Raw genomic sequence first — 19,807 nt, 5'->3', positions numbered from 1 at the left:
TCGATGGGGTCAAGGTGCGGATGAGTGCCGGGATGAGCTTGAGTGCGGAAGTGAAGACGGGCAAGCGGCGGGTGATTGATTACTTGTTGAGTCCATTACGAGTGCATGGCTCGGAATCCTTGAGAGAGAGATGAAATTATGAAATTGCTGATGCTCGTCGGTTTGGCCGTGGTCATGACGTGTATGTCTAGCTGCAAACAAAAGATGAAATGGAAGGAGCAGGTTTGGTTGGATGAGGGGCGTTTTATCGAAGTTGAGCGTCAGGCATCAGGCAAGTTTGATTTTCCCAATTCCTCATCCATCGTGACAACTCATCAAGAGCTTAGATATAAGCCGCTAGGAGTGATCTGGGTAGCAGAGGGGTCTGCACAGGTACAGTCTTTCTACGTCGTTGGCAATGACGCTTACTTGATTGAAATGGCAGCTAAAAGTCGCAACGAATTTTGTATTGGAAGGCGCAAGGGAGATTATCTGCTGGATGTAATGCGTTGGCGTGGCGGTAAAATGCAGTTGATTGATCAAAATGAAGCGCCCATAGAGCGTATGCGGGTTAATCTTTCAGGCGATTCCCATTGGAGATTCCGCAATGGGGGTGAGTATTCGCATTACTTGTCGTGGAAAGATGTGGCAGGGGTTACCGGTCAGTTTGACTACAATCCGCCAAAATTAATTTCTGAATTTTATCGTGAAGTACCAAATCTGATTTGTAACTAATGGGCACCTCGAATAACCATGCCGGAGTCGATGTGGCGCATGCATGGAGGTGACGATGCTTGGAAACATCAGCACTCTGACATGGTCGGCCAAGCTCTCAGCTCGCCGACGCTGCGCGCGAGGCGTTCTTCTGGCCTGCGGCATTCATACCGGCCGCATCCCGGCCTGCTGCAATCGTGCCAGACGCAGCAGGTTATGGCCGGCAACCTTCAATCCGATGACCACCTTCGCACGTGCCAAGCCGAGCGTGCGTAGACACTTGCCACCTTGTTGCGTCAGTCGCGCGAATGCGTGCTCGACAAACACCCGATCTTTCGCGATGCGCTGATTGCGCCGCTGCTGGGCCGAGCTCAATGCGTTGCCGCGTGTACCTTTGTGCTGGATGTCCACACGATATCCCTCTTGCTTCAAGCGGGCTTCACGGTCCCGGTCGGCATAAGCGCTATCGGCACGAAGTATGCGTGCGGTATTACCCGCATCCAGCAACCGCTCGAAGTACCGGCTGTCATGCACGTTCGCGCTGCTGACCTCGTGCACGCGAATGAATCCCCAGCGACGATCGACATTGGCGTGCAACTTGTAACCGTAATAGGAGCTGCCGTGCTTGCTCGTCCAGCGCGCATCCACGTCCTTCTGCGCGCGCTTGGCATCGCTCCAATCCTCCGGGATGTCGTTCTGCTTGATGCGCGCGTTTTCCTCGCGCGTGTTGCGCTGGATCGGCGCACTGACGATGCTGGCATCAATGATCTGCCCGCCACGGGCAATGTAACCGGCGCGCGCCAGTTGTCCGCTGATCGCCGCATCGATATCTCCGATCACGTCATTGTTCTTCAGCCGCTCGCGCCATACCCAGATCGTCTTCGCATCCGGCACCTTGCCGCTCTTCTCCAGACCGACGAACCGAACGAAGCTACGCCGATCCAGCAACTGATACTCCAACGCATCGTCGGAAAGGTTGTACAACTGCTGCAACAGCAACACCCTGATCATCACCTCAGTCGGCCACGCTGGCCGGCCACCCTTGGCCTTCGGCCCGAGCGACAGCCTCGCATCCACCGCACGGGCAATACCGCCAAAGTCGATGTGACGCGACAACACGGCCAGCGGATCACTCAATTGCTGACGTTTAGCATCACGTTCTTCACCGGCGAACAAACTGATCATCTGTAGCACCCTCCGCTAGCATCGCATTACGTCAATGATGACAGGATCCTGGGGTTTTTAGAGGTTCCCTATAGTATTTTCTACGACATCACGCTCGCGGCCAACGTCGAGAATCTGGTGGCCGAACACAGCCGGTTCGCGTATCTGCAGAACGGGCAGTACATCCCGCGCAACCTGATCGGCAACGATCTGGCCAACACGATCAGCATCGCCGCTCCGACGGGTTTCTATAGCCATCGTGATCTTTCCTATTTGCTGGATGGAAAGGGTGGGGACGATGTGCTGAAGGGAAGCGATGCGAACGAGATCTATGTGGTGGACAGCCTCGGCGACGTCATCGTCGAGCCCACTGTGCCTGGGTACAACTCCATCGACACGGTCCGTGCCTCCATTTCCTACTCCCTCGCAGGCCTGCAGAGCATCGAGAACATCGAGTTGACCGCCGATGACACGAGCGCCACGGGCGATGCGGGCAACAACCGGCTGGATGGTGCGATGGCGTATGGCGCCAACACGCTGATCGGCGGCGGCGGGGATGATGTCTATGCGATCGACTCTCTCGACACGATCGTCGAGGACGCGACGGGCGGTATGGATACCGCGATCGTGATGCGCATGGAATCGCGCAGTTTCACTGTTGCCGAAGGGCGGAATGTAGAGGTGTATCGGATTGATACGAGCCTCAATGGGAATAATACCCTGAGAGGAAGCAGTGAGAGAAATATGCTTTCCGGCAACGCGGCGGGAAATTATATCTACGGTGGGGCAGGGAACGACGAGCTGCGCTCGGGTGGAAATTCTGGATCGGGTTATACGGATCGTTTGTATGGCGAGGAGGGTGACGATCTGCTCGTCTCGGGTTTCGGGTTGACCGACCTGTCGGGTGGAGTGGGCGACGACGAAATAGTGCTGGCCCTTGGAAAAGACAGCGTCTTCTACGGTAGTGGTGACGGACGCGACCTGATTCGGCTGGTGGACGGGAGTACGGGAAGCGGTTCCGGCACCATCCTGTTCTCCAGCGAGATACGGTCGCAGGATGTGATCTGGTCGCGCCGTGACAACGATCTGGTCATCTCCTTCAAGGGGGTTTCGTCGGATTCGATCACGGTGCGCAATTACTGGGCACAGAGCGATGCAGGCGATGTGGTGACGGGCGTGATCGACGAATTCTATTTTCGTGGCGAGCAATCCACCCGCAAAGGTGCCACGCTTGAGCAGTTGCGCAACGCGCCGCCGGTTGCGAACGTCTACATGCAGCGGACTTCGGTGGTGATGGGCTCCAAGTTCGCATACGTACTGCCTGCCGATACCTTCGTCGACGACGAGCCGCTCACGTATTCGGTAAGCAATCTGCCGGGATGGCTGACGTTCGATGCCGCCACTGCGACATTCTCGGGTACGCCCGATTCCGCTTCGCAGTGGAACTCGACATTGACGCTCACCGCAACCGACTCGTTTGGGCAGTCCGCCCAGGCACTGCTGTCTATCGATGTGATGAACCGGATCGACGGGACCTCGGCCGCTGACGCCCTGGTCGGCACGGACGCGCCGGACATCATGTATGGCCTGGCCGGCAACGACACCTTGAACGGCGGGCTGTCGGCCGATGAAATGTATGGTGGACTGGGCGACGATGTCTATACGGTGGATGCCTACCTGGATCGGGTCATCGAGTTCGCGGCCGAAGGCAGCGACCTCGTGAATGCTTACACCGACTATGATCTGACAGCCAACGTGGAGCGGCTGACCTTGCTGGGATCGGCCCAGTACGGTAACGGCAACGGCCTCGATAACGTCATCACCGGCAACGCGTCCGCCAACGTCCTGACCGGAGGCGACGGTAACGACACGCTGGTCGGCAACAACGGAGACGACGCCATTGAAGGTGGGTCGGGCAACGACACGCTCAATGGTGGAGCCGGTTCCGATTACATGCGGGGCGGGGAGGGCAACGATACCTACGTGGTCGCAAGCGCAGGCGATGTCGTCGAGGAATGGGAGGCGCAGGGCGTCGATACCGTCCAGTCCTCCATCGGCTATACCCTGATCGACAATGTGGAAAACCTGACGTTGACCGGCAACAGTGGTTTGGCTGGTTTTGGAAACGGCGCTAACAACGTCCTGACCGGCAACAGCGGCACCAACACCCTCACCGGGTACGAGGGCAACGACACGCTCGACGGCGGAGCCGGGAACGACACGATGCTGGGCGGCGCGGGCGACGATACCTACATGGTCGGAGCGACCGGAGACACGGTCACCGAACGCGTTGACGAAGACATGGATACCGTGCTGTCCACCATCAGCTACACATTGGGTTCCAACGTCGAGAATCTCAGCCTGTCCGGAACCGCGGCGATCAACGGCACCGGCAATGCCGTGGCCAATATCCTGGCCGGAAACAGCGGCAACAACACGCTCTCGGCGCTCGGCGGAAACGACACCCTGGACGGCAGGTCCGGCACGGATACGCTGACTGGCGGAACGGGCGACGATGTCTATCTGTTCGGACATGGATATGGAATCGATACCGTGGTCGAGAACGATGCCACGGCCGGAAATGCCGACATCGCCAGGTTCGTTTCCGGCGTTGCCTACGATCAACTCTGGTTCAAGCGGCCTTCTGGGAGCAACAACCTGGAAGTCTCGGTGATCGGAACGTCGGACAAGCTGGTGGTCAAGGATTGGTATCTGGGCGAGCAGTACCGTGTGGAAAGCATCCGCACCGACGATGGCGCAAAGCTGCTGTATGCCGCCGACGTCCAGGCCCTAGTCAGCGCCATGGCGGGGATGACGGCGCCGCCGCAAGGGCAGACCACGTTGACCGCCAGCCAGCGTACGGCGCTCAATCCCACCTTCGCCAAGACCTGGCGCGAACAATCCGTGTCCGCGCGCACGCTCGGTTCGGGGCTCGCGGTGAGTCTGGCCGCGTTCGATGTGGGCGCAATGGCCACCACGCTGTCCGAGGGGCAGAATCTGGTCAACGCCATGGCTATCTCCGATCGTTTCGAATCTGGTGTCTTCCATGGCACCGATTACGTGCGGCAGATGGATGTCATGCTTCGGTAATCGCTGCGTTAGGGTGGCTGGACCGCTTCCGGCCACCCGCTGCCGTTTGCAGGCGTGCATTTCCAGCGTTTGCCGTGCGCATCGCTGCACAATGCATGCTGGAAGGGGACGGAAGCGCCCGCCTGGGCGCTCGTCCAATGCAGCGGGAGCGTAGAATCCCGGCATGACCCACGCGTTCCCCGACTACCCCACCCTGCAATCCATCGGCTGGCCCTGGCCCGGGCCGCCGGAAGAAGCGGCCTGGCAGGCGCTCTTCGCTGCGCATCCGCAGGCGTTGCCGGCGCGGGTGGTGGAGCAGCACCGCACCGGCTATGTGGTGGCCGATACGCCGGAGGCCGGTCTCAAGGCCGAGTCGCTGCCGGAGTGGCAGCGGCCGCGGTTTCCCAGCCATGAGCGGGCGTCGGTGGGCGATTGGGTGCTGATGGAGGGCAAGCGCATCGTGGCCTTGCTGCCGCGGCGTACCTCGATCAAGCGCGGCGCGGCCGGCGAGCATTACCACCAGCAGGTGATCGCGGCCAACATCGATACGGTGTTCATCGTGTGCGGGCTGGATGCGGACTTCAATCCGCGCCGCATCGAACGCTATCTGCTGCTGGTCGGCGGCGGCGGTGCCGAGCCGGTGGTGGTGCTGACCAAGGCCGATCAGACCGAATACGCGGAGGACGCATTGGCGGTGCTGGAGGAACTGGAAGCGCAGAACATTCCGTTGCGCGCGGTCAACGCCAAGGATCCGGACAGCGTGGCGGCGCTGCGGCCGTGGCTGGGCGATGGCCGTACCGCAGTGCTGGTGGGCTCGTCCGGTGGCGGCAAGTCGACGCTGACCAATACCTTGCTCGGGTCGCAGAAGATGAAGACCAATGCGGTGCGCGAGAACGATTCGCGCGGCCGGCATACCACCACCCATCGCGCCTTGATTCCGTTGCCGTCCGGTGCCTGCCTGATCGATACGCCCGGCATGCGCGAGCTCAAGCCCACCGGCGAAGAAGATCTGGCCGAGGGCGGCTTCTCCGATGTGGAAGCGTTGGCGGCGCAGTGCCGCTTCAACGATTGCGCGCATATCGCCGAGCCCGGCTGTGCGGTGCGTGCGGCGATCGAGGCCGATACGCTGGATCCAGAGCGGGTGGCCAATTACATGAAGCTGCGCGTGGAAGTGGCCGCAGCGGCCGAAAAGCTCGCCACACGCCTTGCGCAGAACAACCGGGGCAAGGGATCGGGCCGGCGGCCTGCCAGCGTCGACCGCAACGGACGCCGCTGATGCCATCGCGCAAGGGCCCGCCGGACATCGTCCACCACACGGCGCTGGATGCGCGTCTGGTCAAGGCCGTGCGCGGGGTGCGTCTGCTGGCGTTGGCGAGCTGGCCGCGCTCGCTGCAGGAGCCGTTCCTGCAGAGCGTGGCGCGCGGGCAGCCGGAGCTGCCGCAGGTGGAGTATCCGCTACTGGATTTTGGCGATACCCGGCGCGAGCTTTCAGCGATTGCGAAGGCGGCCGATCCGCATCATCCGATCGGAACCTACCTGATCGATTCGACCCATAGCTGGGATCTGGCCGCCGGCCTGCTGGAGTCGCTGGGCACCGCGGCGGTCAGCGATTATTCGGCGCAGCTGTTCGGTGTGCCCGACGACCCGATGCCGGGCAACGGCCCGAGCACGCGCGAGGCGGCGCGACACTTCATCCAGATCGCGCAGGAGCTGGACCGCGAACTGCTGGCGCCGGAAGAACAGGTGCCGGTTTCGGCCACCGCCTTGCGCATGCAGTTGCAAAACGATCTGGACGGCTTCTTTGAAGGGCGCGTCATCACCGTGACGCTGGATCCGGATCTGCTGGCCAAGGCGGCGGCCGGCGCGCATCGCATCCGCCTGCGCAGCGGCGCGACCTTCAGCGATTACGACCGCGCGCAGCTGTTCCATCACGAGGCGCTGGTGCATTCGCTCACCGCGCTCAACGGGCGCGCGCAGGTGCATCTGCCCAGCCTGGGTATTTCTTCGCCGCGCACCACGGCGACCCAGGAAGGGCTGGCCACGTTTGCCGAGCAGATCACCGGCAGCATCGATATCGAACGCATGAAGCGCATCAGCCTGCGCATCGAAGCGATTGCGATGGCGCGCGCGGGCGCCGACTTCATCGAGGTGTTCCGCTATTTCACCGACAGCGGGCAGAGCGCAACCGAAAGCTTTTCGTCGGCGCAACGTGTGTTCCGCGGCGTGCCCACTGCAGGCGGCGGTGCGTTTACCAAGGACACCGTGTACCTGCGCGGCCTGGTCGCCGTGCACACCTTTTTCCGGCATGCCTTGCAGCGCGACCAGCTACAGCTGTGTCGCTATCTGTTCGCCGGCAAGATGGCGTTGGGCGATGTGGCGCGGTTTGCGCCCTTGTTCGACAGCGGCGTGCTGGTGGCGCCGCGCTGGCTGCCGCCGTGGGTGAGCCGCGCCAGTGGGCTGGCCGGCATGCTGGCGTTCTCGTTGTTCGCCAATCGCATTCGCATGGATCAGCTGCAGCCGCCAGCGATCAATGTGTGAGCAGTGGAGCGCCGTAGCGTCTCCGTTGTGATGTAGTTGCTATATCTCTGAACAAATGCGGTGCCTGCCACGCGCTCTACACGACGCTGCAACGAGCTGGACTGCACACTGATTGCCTCGCCCGAGATGGGCAACTGCGCGAGGCAATGCGATGAAGATCCTGATGGTGCTCACGTCCCACGACACACTCGGCGACACCGGCAAGAAGACCGGTTTCTGGCTGGAAGAGTTTGCCGCGCCGTACTACGTCTTCAAGGACGCTGGCGCCGACATCACCCTGGTCTCGCCCAAGGGCGGCCAGCCGCCGCTGGACCCGAAGAGCGACGAACCCGACGCACAGACCGAGGCGACCAAGCGCTTCAAGCAGGACAGTGCCGCGCAGCAGGCTCTGGCTACGACCCATCGCCTCGCCGACGTAAAGGCCGAGAATTTTGACGCCGTGTTCTACCCGGGTGGTCACGGACCGCTATGGGATCTGGCCGAAGACGCCCACTCGATCGCGCTGATCGAGGCCTTTGCCAAGGCAGACAAGCCGCATGGCCTGGTCTGTCATGCGCCGGGCGCACTGCGCCGGGTCAAGGGCAGCGACGGCAAGCCGCTGGTCAACGGTCGCCGCGTCACCGGATTCACCAATGGTGAGGAAGAGGGCGTGGGCCTGACCAAGATCGTGCCGTTCCTGGTGGAAGACGTGCTGACCGAACTCGGCGGCAAGTACGAAAAGGGCGCCGACTGGGGCGTGCACGTGGTCACCGATGGCGCGCTGGTGACCGGGCAGAATCCGGCCTCGTCGGAGAAGACCGCGCAAACCCTGCTCGAGCTGGGCAAGCGCTGAGTCGACGACTGCAATGTGGTAGCGCCGCATCCCGCTCCCTCATCCGACGCCATGCGCCACCTTCTCCCGATGGGAGAAGGAATAGCGGCGGCTTCAAGCGGGACAAGGCTTGCTCTCCTTACGCCCCTTTCCCTGTGGGAGAGGGGTTGGGCGAGGGCATTGCCGATGCAGTAGCCAGGCCGATGCACCAACCAAGCCGCTGCATCCACATTGCTCAATCAATGCGTTCCAACCAGCGCACGGCATACCCGGGCAGTACGAGGCGCATGTCATCGCCCAGCGGTGCGACACCTGATTCGCTTCGATCGCCCACCACACGCCACCGGCCAACTGCGCTGTCTGCAAGTTCTGCATTCAGCGGTTGATCGCTGAAGTTGTGGATGGCGATAAAACTGTCGCCACGCGTCAGCGCAAATAGCTTCGGGTCGTTCAACGTCACGCTGCCCAGTGGTCGATCCGCTGCCAGCGCCGGCAACGCGCTGCGTTGCTGGATCAACGCATGCAGGCGCTGATAGATCTGCCCAGCCAGGCTACGGTCGTCGTGCCGCTGCGCCGCGCGTTGCCAATCCATCGCCGGCCGATGCAGCCAGCGGCCCTCGTGCCGGCGCTCGGGATCGCTGCGGTAACTGGTGTCGTTGGGCAAGCCGAGTTCGTCGCCCATGTAGATCAGTGGTACCCCAGGCATTGCCAGGGCGAGCGCATAGAGCAGTATCAGCCGGTCTACCGCCAGCGCCACTGCTGCCGCATCTGCGCTTTCAACAGCCGCCTGGATGCCGGTCAGCGCCGCGGCCATGCCGTTGGTGCCGTGCACGCCGTCGCCGCTGCTCTGGAAGCGTTCACCTCGCGCGTAGCTGCCAGGCACCTCGTTGGCATAGAAGCGCGCGACATCGCGTAATGCGAAGGGCGGTTGCGCGGCATTGCCTGCCGCTTCGTGCTGCAACACGTTCCAACCGATGTCGTCGTGGCAGCGCACATAGCTCAGCCACGCGCAGTTGGCCGGCAACGGCGGACTGTGGGTGATGACGTTGTGCAGGATGTCGCCGCGTTGCAGCGCCAACGCGGACCAACCTGCCGCCATCAGGGTGCTGTGATAGGCCAGATGACATTCGTGGCCCTGGTCTGCGCCGATGCCGAAATACGGCGGCAATTCGGCCATCGGCACGATGGCTTCGGCTTTCATCGCTACCGAAGGGGCCACGATGTCGGCCACTGCGCGCAGTGCCACCAGCAGGGTGTGGGCCTCGGGCTGGTTCATGCAGTTGGTGCCGGGGCGCTTCCACAGGTAGGCGGTGGAATCCAGGCGGAAGGCTTCCACGCCCAGATTGGCTAGCCGCAGCATCGCCAGCGCCATCTCGCCGAACACCGCCGGGTTGCTCCAGTTCAGATCCCACTGATATGGGTAGAACGTGGTCCACATCCATTGCCCGGTGGCCTCCACCCAGGTGAAGTTGCCTGGTGCGGTATGCGGAAAGACCTGCACCAGCGTGGCGTCGTACTGGTCGGGAAGCTGGCGGTCGGCAAAGTGGTGGTAGTAGTCGAGGTAACGCGTGTCGCCGGCGCGTGCGGCGCGGGCCCAGGCATGGTCGTCGGCTGTGTGGTTGAGAACGAAGTCCGCACACAGGCTGATGCCGGCCTCGCGCAGCCGTGTGGTGAGCGCGATCAGATCGTCGTTGTTGCCGAGGCTGGGTTCGACCTGGCCGTAATCGCTGACGGCAAAGCCGCCGTCGTTGTCGCCGGCGCGTGCGCGCAGGAATGGCAGCAGGTGCAGGTAGCGCACGCCCAGCTCCTGCAGGTAAGGCACGCGTTCGGCCACGCCCTGCAGCGTGCCGGCGAAGCGGTCCACGTAGGCGCTGTAGCCCAGTATGTGCTGCTCGCCGAACCAGCCGGGCCGACGTGTCGCATCCAGTTGCTGCAACGCCTGCGGGCGTTGCCGCGCGTTGCTGCTCAGTGCGCCCAGCCAGCGCGTCAGCCACTGCGCATAGCCGCTGCGCTCGCCGTATAGCGAGTGCAGTGCCGCCAGCAGGCGCGGCGCATGGTGGTCGAAGCGTGCCAGCAGCGTGCTTGCCTGCAGTGCATCCAGCGGCGCGGCGAACACCGCGCGCCATGGGGTGATATCGAGGAGGGGGGGGCTCATGGGTAGCGGCCGGGCAGTGCCCGGCACCGATCCTTAGAAGTCGTAACGCAGGCTGATGCTGGTGGTACGGCCGGCGATCGAGCGCGCGCGAATGATGCCGTTGGCCGGAATCGTGGCTTCTTCGGCTTCGGTCAGGCCAAAGGTGTTGAGCAGGTTGTTGACGTTGAGCGCCACGGTGAGCGCGTCGGTCACGCGGTAGTCGCCGAACAGGTTCACCTGCGTATAGCCCGGCATCTTCAACTGGTTGGAATCCTGGGTGTAGGCATCGGTGGTGCTGATCAGGTTGACGCCGAACTGGTAACCATCGCCACGATAGCTGGGCGTCAACTGCCACACCACATCGGCCTGGCGACGCGGCACATTGCCGGTGTTCTCCGGGGTGATCTGGTCGCGGGAGATCTCCGCATCGGTCCAGGTCAGGCCGCCGTTGACGGTGAAGCCTTCATGGCGATAGCTGGCTTCCAGCTCCACGCCGTGCGCCTCGTAGCTGCGGTTGAAGAAACGCTGGCTGGTGACTTCGAAGTTCTGTTCCTCGGTGCGCGCCGAGAACGCGGTGGCGAACAGGCCCAGCCCGTCGCGGCGCCACTTCAGGCCGGCTTCGGCCTGGCGGACCACGTTGACGCCTTCATCGGAGGAGACCGAGCCGTCGTCGCGCACCACCCCGAACAACAAGCGGTCTGCGTTGGCGCGTGCGCCGCGGCTGATGCGTGCGAACGCGCCCAGGTCGTCGTTGATCAGGTAGTTGCTGCCCAGCGAGTACGACAGGTAGTTCCAGTCGTAATCCACCGGCCGTGCGTTGGCGGTATCGACCGTGGCCACGCGCTGTTCCACCGGCTGGATCACGCCATCGCCGTTGACGTCCAGGTTCTGCGCGATCGCGGTGCCGTTGTAGCTGCCGCGTGCATCGCCCATGTCGTAACGCAGGCTGCCGTCGATGCTGAACTTGCCGCTGTCGAAGGTCAGTGCCACATACGGCGCGTTGACGTCGTAGCGCACGTCGTAGCTGCGGGTGATGCAGCAGTCGCCCCAGAACGGTGTGCCGTATGCATACAAACCGTTTTGCGAGCGCGACACGCCGGTGGCGTCGACCACGTCGAGCAGGCGCGAATCGCGGCCCAGACTCTGCACGTAGGAATTCCAGGTCCAGTCCATGTCGATGGTCTGGCGCGAGGTGTAATAGCCCATGCGCAGGGTGAGCGTGCGGCCGTCGCCGCCGAACGCGCGCGAGACGCTGAGGTCGTTGATGACGTTGCCCAGGTCGTTGATCGCCACGTTGAAAAGATGCGTGCGGATCGCGTTGCCGGTGTAGGCCTGGCCGGTATTGGGGCCGCTGGCCTGCACCAGTTGCGCGCCGGCGCCGCCGATGGACGCGGCGAGCGTGGCGGCATCGGTGACTTCGGCCGGGAACGGGCTGACGAAGCGGCCGCTGTTGTCGGCGATGCGGAACTTCTCGCTCAGGTTCCAGCCATTGCCCAGGTCGAACCAGGCTTCGGCACCGATGGTGCGCGAAATCGGGTGCATGCCGTCGCTCAGGTCGGTGCGGCGCGGCTGGTTGTTGCCGTCCAGGCCGACATCGGTGCGGAAATTGCGGCTGTACAAGGTGTCGTTGCCGGGATCGAAGCCGGGAAAACCGCCCAGGTCTGGCGAGCCATCGCGGCCGCGCACGGAGGTGGGCACTGGCAGGTAGCCGGCGGCGCGGTCGTTGAGGTATTTACCGTACAGGCGCACGTAGCCGTTGTCGAACAGGCGGGTGAGGTTGGCCTTGAGCTGGCCACCCTTGTCGGTGGTGTAGCCGGCATCGCGCACGCCATCGCCCTGGCGGAAGAAGCCGCCAATGTTGAACTGCCACTGCTCGGCAAACGGCGCGCCGTAATCGAAATCGATGCGGGTGTTGTCGTAGTCCAGGCCGCGGCTGACGCCGACGCTGCCGCCCGCAGTGTCGCCGGTCTTGCTGATGAAATTGACGATGCCGCCGGGCGCATTGCTGGTGAAGGTGGATGCCGAACCGCCGCGGATGGCTTCGATGCGGTCCAGGGTGAAATCCGAGCGCAGGAAGATGTCGGCGTTGCCGAAGGCGATGTCGCCGAACTCCATCACCGGCAGGCCGTCTTCCTGCAACTGCAGGAACTTGGCGCCGCCGGATGCGACAGGGAGGCCGCGCACGGCGATGTTGGCATTGCCTTCGCCGCCGCTGGACTCGGAGCGGATGCCGGGAATGTTGCGGAAGATCTCGGCGGTGCTGCGCGGTGCCGACTGCTCGATCGCCTCGGCGCCGACGCTGCTGACCGAAACGCTGGATTTCAACTTGGTGGTGGCGGTGGAGGTGCCGGTGACGAACACCGAGTCCAGATTGACCGCGGCGCTGTCGGCAGCCGGCGGTGTGGCGGGCGCGGCTGCTGGCGTGTCCTGTGCCAGCGCGGCAGGCGCGCACAGGCAGGAAACGACCGCACCGGCCAGGGCATGCAGGCGCAGGGTGTGCAAGGTGGACATTGCGATTCTCTCTCTCACAGGTGGTGGAATGCCGACGCCTGCATCGTCCCCTCCCAAGGGGCCGGCCGTGTGACCTGCAGTGCGGGCGCAGTAATACGCTGCACTACAATCGATTGCAATCTGCATCGCAGCATTGCCAAGCTAATTGTCGAGGGGAGATGGGAGCGATAGATCTGTTGCAGCGCAGCGTTACAATCGATTGCAAGAACGGCAGGGTACACTGCGCTGCGGCCACTGGGTGCCGCACCGATGCCCAGGGCCCTGCATGTCGTCGACCGCGACCCCGTTTTCCTTCGCGCGCATCCTGGCGCTCAACGCCGGATTTTTCGGCGTGCAATACAGTTTCGGGCTGCAGCAGAGCAACATGAGCCCGATCTACAACTACCTGGGCGCCGACCACGCCAGCCTGCCGTACCTGTGGCTGGCCGGGCCGATCACCGGCCTGGTGCTGCAGCCGTTCGTGGGTGCGTGGAGCGACCGCACGGTGACCCGCTGGGGCCGCCGCATGCCGTACATGGTGCTGGGCGCGCTGGTGTGCAGCCTGTGCCTGCTGGCGATGCCGTTCAGTACCGCGCTGTGGATGGCGGTGTGCCTGCTGTGGGTGCTGGATGCGGCCAACAACGTGGCGATGGAGCCTTACCGTGCATTGGTCAGCGACGTGCTGGCGCCGCCGCAGCGGCCGTTGGGCTATCTCACGCAAAGCGCATTCACCGGCCTGGCGCAGACACTGGCGTATCTCACTCCGCCCGTGCTGGTGTGGATGGGCATGAACCAGGACGCCGCCAATGCGCACCATATTCCGTACGTCACCATCGCCGCGTTCGTGATCGGCGCGGGGTTTTCGGCTGCCTCCATCCTGCTCACCGCGCGCAGCGTGCGCGAGCCGGTCATCCTGCCGGCCGAGATCGAGCGCATGCGCCAGCCCGGTGCCGGCCTGGGTGCGGTGGTGCGCGAGATCGGCGGCGCGTTGCGCGACATGCCACCGACCATGCGCCAGCTGGCGCCGGTGATGCTGTTCCAGTGGTATGCGATCTTCTGCTACTGGCAATACATCGTGCTGTCGCTGTCGACCACCTTGTTCGGCACCACCGACGCCACCTCGCACGGCTTCCGCGAGGCGGGCCTGGTCAACGGGCAGATCGGCGGTTTCTACAATTTCATCGCGTTCCTGGCGGCCTTTGCGATGGTGCCGGTGGTGCGCCGCTTCGGCCCCAAGTACACGCATGCCGCGTGCCTGCTGGCGGCCGGCGTCGGCATGTGGGTGTTGCCGGGTATCGAGAACCGCTGGCTCCTGCTGCTGCCGATGATCGGCATTGGCCTGGCCTGGGCCAGCATGATGGGCAACCCCTACCTGATGCTGGCCGACAGCATTCCACCCGAGCGCACCGGTGTGTACATGGGTCTGTTCAACCTGTTTATCGTGCTGCCGATGCTGATCCAGATCGTCACCCTGCCGCTGTATTACGACCGGTTATTGCACGGCGACCCACGCAAGGTGATCCAACTGGCTGGTGCGCTGATGCTCGCCGCGGCGGTGGCGATGCTGTGTGTGCAGGTCCGCAAGTCGAAAGTGATCTTGGCAGATTCGTAGGAATACCTGGCTGAGATCACCGGCTGCCGAAGATGCGAGATGCGCATGCCTGCCGGGTTGCCTGGTTGGCGAGTACAGTTGACCGGCTGGCCGCCCGCCCCCTCATCCGCCCTTCGGGCACCTTCTCCCGCAGGCGGGAGAAGGAAGCGGGCTGCCGGCTGGTATCTCCGAATCCGCAATCCCAAATCCCAAATCCCCGCCTCACGCCGACTCGCGCACCACCAGTTTCACCGGCATTTCAACCGATTCCACTGTGTCGCCCACGATCAGCGCCAACAGCTTGTCCACCAGCAGGCGCGCGGCCAGGTGGAGATCCTGCCGCACCGTGGTCAGCGGCGGCTGGCTGTAGGCGGCCAGTGGGATGTCGTCGAAGCCCACCAGCGAGATGTCCTGCGGTACGCGGTGTCCGGCCTCGACCAGGGCGCGGATCGCGCCCACGGCAATCACGTCGGAAGCGGCGAACAGGCCATCCGGCGGGTCGGTCTTCTTGAGCATGGCGCGGGTCAGGCGGTAGGCATCTTCGCTGACGAAATGGCTGCGCGCATGCAGCCGGGTGTCGAACTCCAGCCCATGCTGTTCCAGCGCATGACGGTAGCCGGCAAAGCGCGGCGCCACCTCCGGTAGCTGGTCATCGCCGAGGAAGGCGATGCGCTGGCGGCCGCTGGCGATCAGGTGTTCGGTGGCGAGCGCGCCGCCCTGGAAATTGTCGCTGCCCACGCTGATGTACGACTGCCCATCGATGCGGCTGCCCCACACCGCCATCGGCAGGCCATCGCGCGCGGCCTGGTCCAGCGCGGCGTGTTCGGAACTTTGTCCCAGCACGATCACCCCATCGGAGCGGCTGCCGCGTGCGAGCTGTTCCACCCAGCCATCCTGATGCCGGTCCAGCTTGGACAGCAGCATGCTGTAGCCGCGGCCGGTGAGTTCTTCGGCCAGCAGCGCCAGCATGGTCATCAGGAACGGGTCGGACAGTGGTTGATCCAGCGCATGCATCATCGGCACCGCCACGCTCACCGTGTTGGAGCGTTTGGCGCGCAGGCTGCGCGCGACCGGGTCGACCTGGTAGCCGGCATCGGCGGCGATCTGCTTGATGTAGGCGCGGGTACGCTCGGCCACCACCGGACTGCCGGCCAATGCGCGCGACACGGTGGACTCGGACACACCCGCCATGCGGGCAATGTCGGCCATCTGCGGGCGGGCATTGGGTGGGGTGCGTTCTGAAGGTTTGGCCATGGCAGCGCACTGCGGAAAAGCCAGAGTGTAATCAGTTCGCATTGCAGGCGGGTCGTTCGCGCAGTGGCGGCCGCTTTTTGTGCGCGCAGGCAGGGCGCACATGCGCACGGATCTCCTAGCGGTGTGGGCGCTGGCGCAGATCCAGCGCCGGACGTACAGGGCAGGCGGGCAGCGGGACATGCAGGCGTGCGTGGCGAGAGTGTGTTGTGCGTGCAGCGCGGCGGGCGTCGATTGTGTGCCCGCTCAACCCATGTAGAGGCCGCCGTTGACCGCGTAGTCGGCACCGGTGACGTACGCGGCATCGTCAGACGCCAGCCAGGTGCACAGGCCGGCCACTTCCGAGGGCTTGCCCAGGCGGCGTACCGGCACCGAGGTGGCCAGGCGGTCGAGCACGTCCGGTGGAAAGCTGCTGATCGAGGCGCTGGCGATATAGCCGGGCGAAATGGTGTTGACGGTGACCCCGCGCGAGGCGACCTCCTGCGCCAGTGCACGGCTGAAGCCATGCATGGCCGCCTTGGCGGTGGCGAAATTGATCTGCCCGATCTGGCCCTTGTGCGCGCTGACCGAACCGATATTGACGATGCGCCCCCAGCCGCGCGAGGTCATGCCGTCGACCACCTGCTTGGTGATGTTGAACAGCGAATGCAGGTTGCTGGCGATCACCGCATTCCAGTCGTCGCGGCTCATCTGCCGGAACAAGGTGTCGCGGCTGCCGCCGGCGTTATTGACCAGCACATCGATCTCGCCCACTTCGGCCTTGACCTTGGCAAACGCGGCGACGGTGGAATCCCAGTCGGCGGCATTGCCTTCGGAGGCGACGAAGTCGAAGCCTTGCTCGCGCTGCTCACGCAACCAGGCCGACTTGCGCGGCGAATTGGGGCCGCAACCGGCCACCACGGTATGCCCGCTGCGCGCCAGCTTCTGGCAAATCGCGGTACCGACACTGCCCATGCCGCTGGTGACGTATGCGATGCGGAGAGTCATTGGTGTTTAACTCCTTCGGAGTTTGGGAATGGGGAATCGGGAGTGGGGAATCGGTAGAGCAGGAGACGCTGTTGCGGTGTCTGTTTTCGTTTTGGAAGTCAGGAATCGAAACGACTGCACAGCGCCGCTCTACCGATTCCCCACTCCCGATTCCCCATTCCCGGCGGAGGTCAGCGCGCCAACGGAAACAAGCCAAACACCAACCCGCCGCCCAGCATCACCAGCGAGATCAGCACCGCCCACTTCAGCGTGAAGCGTTGGTGGTCGGCGAAGTCGACCTTGGCCAGGCCCACCAGCAGGTAGGTCGAGGGCACCAGGGGACTGAGCAGGTGCACCGGCTGGCCGGCCAGCGAGGCGCGCGCCATTTCCACCGGGGTGATGCCGTAGTGGCCAGCGGCTTCGGACAGGATCGGCAGCACGCCGAAATAGAACGCGTCGTTGGACATGAAGAACGTGAACGGCATGCTGACGATGGCGGTGATCACCGCCAGGTACGGACCCCAGCTGTCGGGAATGATGGCGAGAAAACTGCGCGACATCGCTTCGACCATGCCGGTATTGGACAGGATGCCGGTGAAGATGCCGGCAGCGAAGATCAGCGACACCACCGACAACACATTGCCTGCATGGTTGACCAGACGGCGGCGCTGCTCGGCCAGGTTGGGGTAGTTGATCATCAGCGCCAGCGCGAAGCCGATCATGAACAATACCGGCATCGGCAGCACGCCGACCACCAGCGCGGCCATCAGCGCCAGGGTCAGGAGCAGGTTCACCCATAGCAGCTTGGGTCGCTTCATGTCCTCAGTGTCTTCCACGCGCGGCAGTGCATCGCTTTCTTCGGGGATGCTGGTGTCCAGCCAGTTGCCGTCGGCCGGCAGGCGCACCACGCCCAGGCGGTGCCGTTCGCGCATGCCCAGATACCAGGCCAGCATGAGGATGCCGGCGATCGCCATCGCCATCGCCGGCACCAGCGGCACGAACACATCGGCCGGATCCACATGCAGGGCAGTGGCGGCACGCGCCGTGGGGCCGCCCCACGGGGTCAGGTTCATCACGCCGCTGGCCAGGATGGTCACGCAGGTGAGGTTGAGTGCGTTCATGCCCAGGCGTTGGTACAACGGCAGCATTGCCGACACGGTGATCATGTAGGTGGTGGAGCCGTCGCCATCGAGCGAGATCAGCATCGCCAGGATCGCCGTGCCCATCACGATCTTCAGCGGGTCGCCCTTGACCAGGCGCAGGATGCGCCCGACCAGCGGATCGAACAGGCCCGCATCGATCATCACCCCGAAGTAGAGGATGGCGAACATCAGCATCACACCGGTGGGCGCGATCTTCTTGATGCCATCGAGCATCATCTCGTTGATGCCGGTGCCGAAGCCGCCCAGCAGTGCGAACACGATCGGCACCGTGATCAGAGCCACCAGCGGCGACAGCCGCTTGCTCATGATCAGGTACATGAAAGTGATCACCATTCCGAAACCGAGCGCGGTCAGCATGCGGGCGAATCCTTTGGGGCGTGCAGCAGGGGGAGGGTGAAACACAGCGCAGCGCAGAGGGCACGGCGATGGCGAGACGGATGCGCAGGTGCGCAGGGCAGTGCGCGTGCGTCTGCGTGTTGAAGACGCATCGCCGCGCTGCAGGCACTGCGCCGTGACCGCAGGGCCATGCGGCATGCAGCCGTTACGCTGGCCATTGAAGCGACAGTGCGGTGCATCAGAAGTCGTACTGGAAGCGGCCGGTCATCGCCAGCGTGTGGTCCACCACTGCATTCATGGTGCGGTCGCGGTTGCGGCTATCGATGACGTTGAGCATCACCCGCAGGTTTGGTTTGAAATACCAGTTGCCGCCCAGCGTCCACGACTGGGTGCTGGCATCGATGAAATTGGGCTGGCCATCCAGGTGCTGGTCGCCGCGCATGTAGTCGTAGCGCAAGGCCAGTTCGAACGCGCCATGGCGGTGGTTGGGCGTGGCGATGCGGCTGAAGCGACCGGTCTTGCGGTCGTAGCCGCGCGATTCGCCGGTGACGAACCAGCTGACCAGGCCATAGCTGGCCAGCAGCTTGGCATGCTGGCTGCCATCGTCGAGCAGGCCGCCGCTGAATTCGCTCTGCCACGACCATGGGCCCAGCACTTCGGCATACTCCAGCGACCACTTGTCGAAATCGGTATCGCGGCCATCGGCAAACCGTGCCAGGGTGATGCGGCTGTTGTTGGCCAGATCGTTTTCCGGGCGCGGGCGGATCAGCAGCGGCGCCGTGCCGGCGCTGCCGGGATGCGCGTAGCGCTCGTGCGCCAGGGAGACACCCAGATGACGCAGGCGCGCCTCGCCCATTTCCGGTGCGAAGGTCAGGCGCGTACCCAATGCGCGACCCTTGGTGGCCGAATTGTCGATGCTTTCCAGGCTGTAGAGTGCCGTGGACCAGGTCGCATCCGGGCGATTGGCCTGCCAGGAGATCGCCTTGCGGTAGATCGGCGCCAGTGTGGTGGCCGCATAGCCGCGTTCCAGGAACGGACCGTAGTTGGAGCCGGTGCGGTCGTCCAGCGAGAAGTACTGCTTGAACTGCCCCACGGTCAGCGTGCCGGCCGCGAACTTCCTGGCGATATAGACATCGCGTGCCAGGATGCCGCGGCTGCCGGGTTCGTACTGCAGGCCGGCGAATTCCGCCTCGGCCTTGTAGTTGAACCCGTAGAACTTACCGGCGACATCCAGCCAGATGCGGCGGAACTGGGTGTCGTTGCGCTCGGGCGTACCACGGTCGTCGTTGTCGAACATGGTGAAGTCCCAATGCACACGCCCGCCCACTTCGGCAGTGACCGGGCCGCCCTCATTGGCTGCATGCGTCGCCGGTGCCAGGCAGATCGCCGCGCAGGCGGTGAAAGCACGCAGACGCAAAGTGTCGTTGTTCACAGACCCTCCCAGGTACATGTGTGAATCACGTTCAGCGATGCACCGCATAACCGCGGCGGCGCGTCGGCAGCAGCCTAGTCCCGGGAAGCTGTCATGGACCTGTCGTTGGAGGGGCGGGGATTGGGGAGTCGGGATTTGGGATTCGTAAAGCAGAGTTGCAACAGCGGCG

Annotated in this window: 13 protein-coding genes and 1 pseudogene; 7 read left to right on the top strand and 7 right to left on the bottom strand. The window is 63.7% G+C overall.

Going from position 1 to position 19,807, the window contains the following annotated elements; genetic code table 11:
• Together XCSCFBP4642_RS30860 and XCSCFBP4642_RS27445 are read left to right on the top strand one after the other, a co-directional pair.
• Positions 1 to 134, top strand: a pseudogene (locus XCSCFBP4642_RS30860) (leukotoxin secretion protein D); the annotation flags it as partial.
• Positions 135 to 138: 4 nt separating this feature from the next.
• Positions 139 to 714: a hypothetical protein gene (locus XCSCFBP4642_RS27445; RefSeq protein ID WP_235048237.1), complete on the top strand. Its 576-nt coding sequence runs from the start codon at positions 139 to 141 to the stop codon at positions 712 to 714.
• Positions 715 to 858: 144 nt separating this feature from the next.
• Here the strand turns inward: XCSCFBP4642_RS27445 and XCSCFBP4642_RS0117085 are convergent, their stop codons facing one another.
• Entirely contained in the window at positions 859 to 1,878 is a 1,020-nt protein-coding gene (locus tag XCSCFBP4642_RS0117085) for an IS5 family transposase (RefSeq protein WP_029219295.1), read from the bottom strand.
• A 117-nt stretch (positions 1,879 to 1,995) separates the two neighbouring features.
• On the opposite strand from XCSCFBP4642_RS0117085, the gene XCSCFBP4642_RS25935 reads away from it, so the two are divergent.
• The 4 genes from XCSCFBP4642_RS25935 to XCSCFBP4642_RS0117060 all read left to right on the top strand — a co-directional run bounded on the left by XCSCFBP4642_RS25935 (position 1,996) and on the right by XCSCFBP4642_RS0117060 (position 8,296).
• Positions 1,996 to 4,947: a calcium-binding protein gene (locus tag XCSCFBP4642_RS25935; protein WP_053329584.1), complete on the top strand. Its 2,952-nt coding sequence runs from the start codon at positions 1,996 to 1,998 to the stop codon at positions 4,945 to 4,947.
• 163 nt (positions 4,948 to 5,110) lie between these two features.
• Complete coding sequence (rsgA, locus tag XCSCFBP4642_RS0117070) at positions 5,111 to 6,202, top strand: ribosome small subunit-dependent GTPase A (protein WP_029220855.1); 1,092 nt, start codon at positions 5,111 to 5,113, stop codon at positions 6,200 to 6,202.
• A complete protein-coding gene (locus XCSCFBP4642_RS0117065; protein WP_029220854.1) occupies positions 6,202 to 7,464 on the top strand; it encodes a flavohemoglobin expression-modulating QEGLA motif protein in 1,263 nt (420 codons plus the stop codon). Before rsgA ends, XCSCFBP4642_RS0117065 begins: the two co-directional genes overlap by 1 nt.
• Before the next feature lie 151 nt (positions 7,465 to 7,615).
• The gene (locus tag XCSCFBP4642_RS0117060) at positions 7,616 to 8,296 is read left to right on the top strand and encodes a type 1 glutamine amidotransferase domain-containing protein (protein ID WP_029220853.1); all 681 of its coding nucleotides are present in this window, start codon (positions 7,616 to 7,618) and stop codon (positions 8,294 to 8,296) included.
• A 214-nt stretch (positions 8,297 to 8,510) separates the two neighbouring features.
• On the opposite strand, the gene XCSCFBP4642_RS0117055 is transcribed toward XCSCFBP4642_RS0117060, so the two are convergent.
• Both XCSCFBP4642_RS0117055 and XCSCFBP4642_RS0117050 read right to left on the bottom strand, forming a co-directional pair.
• Positions 8,511 to 10,430 carry an amylosucrase gene (locus XCSCFBP4642_RS0117055; RefSeq protein ID WP_029220852.1) on the bottom strand — a complete coding sequence of 640 codons (1,920 nt, stop codon included), beginning with the start codon at positions 10,428 to 10,430 and terminating at the stop codon, positions 8,511 to 8,513.
• 33 nt (positions 10,431 to 10,463) lie between these two features.
• The gene (locus XCSCFBP4642_RS0117050; protein WP_029220851.1) at positions 10,464 to 12,920 is read right to left on the bottom strand and encodes a TonB-dependent receptor domain-containing protein; all 2,457 of its coding nucleotides are present in this window, start codon (positions 12,918 to 12,920) and stop codon (positions 10,464 to 10,466) included.
• Between the two features lie 265 nt (positions 12,921 to 13,185).
• Here XCSCFBP4642_RS0117050 and XCSCFBP4642_RS0117045 point away from each other — a divergent pair, with 265 nt between their 5' ends.
• A complete protein-coding gene (locus tag XCSCFBP4642_RS0117045; RefSeq protein WP_029220850.1) occupies positions 13,186 to 14,511 on the top strand; it encodes an MFS transporter in 1,326 nt (441 codons plus the stop codon).
• A gap of 201 nt (positions 14,512 to 14,712) precedes the next feature.
• Here XCSCFBP4642_RS0117045 and XCSCFBP4642_RS0117040 read toward each other — a convergent pair whose 3' ends face one another.
• The 4 genes from XCSCFBP4642_RS0117040 to XCSCFBP4642_RS0117025 form a co-directional block, all read right to left on the bottom strand.
• Entirely contained in the window at positions 14,713 to 15,744 is a 1,032-nt protein-coding gene (locus XCSCFBP4642_RS0117040) for a LacI family DNA-binding transcriptional regulator (RefSeq protein ID WP_029220849.1), read from the bottom strand.
• Between the two features lie 243 nt (positions 15,745 to 15,987).
• Positions 15,988 to 16,728, bottom strand: a complete 741-nt coding sequence (gene phbB, locus XCSCFBP4642_RS0117035) for an acetoacetyl-CoA reductase (protein ID WP_029220848.1) — start codon at positions 16,726 to 16,728, stop codon at positions 15,988 to 15,990.
• A gap of 170 nt (positions 16,729 to 16,898) precedes the next feature.
• Positions 16,899 to 18,227 (bottom strand): CitMHS family transporter, encoded by a 1,329-nt coding sequence (locus tag XCSCFBP4642_RS0117030; RefSeq protein ID WP_029220847.1) that lies wholly within the window; start codon positions 18,225 to 18,227, stop codon positions 16,899 to 16,901.
• Between the two features lie 217 nt (positions 18,228 to 18,444).
• Complete coding sequence (locus XCSCFBP4642_RS0117025; RefSeq protein WP_029220846.1) at positions 18,445 to 19,638, bottom strand: OprO/OprP family phosphate-selective porin; 1,194 nt, start codon at positions 19,636 to 19,638, stop codon at positions 18,445 to 18,447.
• Positions 19,639 to 19,807 lie beyond the last annotated feature (169 nt).

The organism is Xanthomonas cassavae CFBP 4642, from assembly GCF_000454545.1.
GTDB classification, from domain to species: domain Bacteria; phylum Pseudomonadota; class Gammaproteobacteria; order Xanthomonadales; family Xanthomonadaceae; genus Xanthomonas; species Xanthomonas cassavae.
This window is presented reverse-complemented; position numbering and strand designations above follow the sequence as displayed.

Coding starts and splice junctions, on each gene's coding strand:
- XCSCFBP4642_RS27445 (WP_235048237.1), top strand. CDS start 139: ATGAAATTGCTGATGCTCGTCGGTTTGGCCGTGGTCATGACGTGTATG.
- XCSCFBP4642_RS0117085 (WP_029219295.1), bottom strand. CDS start 1,878: ATGATCAGTTTGTTCGCCGGTGAAGAACGTGATGCTAAACGTCAGCAA.
- rsgA (WP_029220855.1), top strand. CDS start 5,111: ATGACCCACGCGTTCCCCGACTACCCCACCCTGCAATCCATCGGCTGG.
- XCSCFBP4642_RS0117065 (WP_029220854.1), top strand. CDS start 6,202: ATGCCATCGCGCAAGGGCCCGCCGGACATCGTCCACCACACGGCGCTG.
- XCSCFBP4642_RS0117060 (WP_029220853.1), top strand. CDS start 7,616: ATGAAGATCCTGATGGTGCTCACGTCCCACGACACACTCGGCGACACC.
- XCSCFBP4642_RS0117055 (WP_029220852.1), bottom strand. CDS start 10,430: ATGAGCCCCCCCCTCCTCGATATCACCCCATGGCGCGCGGTGTTCGCC.
- XCSCFBP4642_RS0117050 (WP_029220851.1), bottom strand. CDS start 12,920: ATGTCCACCTTGCACACCCTGCGCCTGCATGCCCTGGCCGGTGCGGTC.
- XCSCFBP4642_RS0117045 (WP_029220850.1), top strand. CDS start 13,186: ATGTCGTCGACCGCGACCCCGTTTTCCTTCGCGCGCATCCTGGCGCTC.
- XCSCFBP4642_RS0117040 (WP_029220849.1), bottom strand. CDS start 15,744: ATGGCCAAACCTTCAGAACGCACCCCACCCAATGCCCGCCCGCAGATG.
- phbB (WP_029220848.1), bottom strand. CDS start 16,728: ATGACTCTCCGCATCGCATACGTCACCAGCGGCATGGGCAGTGTCGGT.
- XCSCFBP4642_RS0117030 (WP_029220847.1), bottom strand. CDS start 18,227: ATGCTGACCGCGCTCGGTTTCGGAATGGTGATCACTTTCATGTACCTG.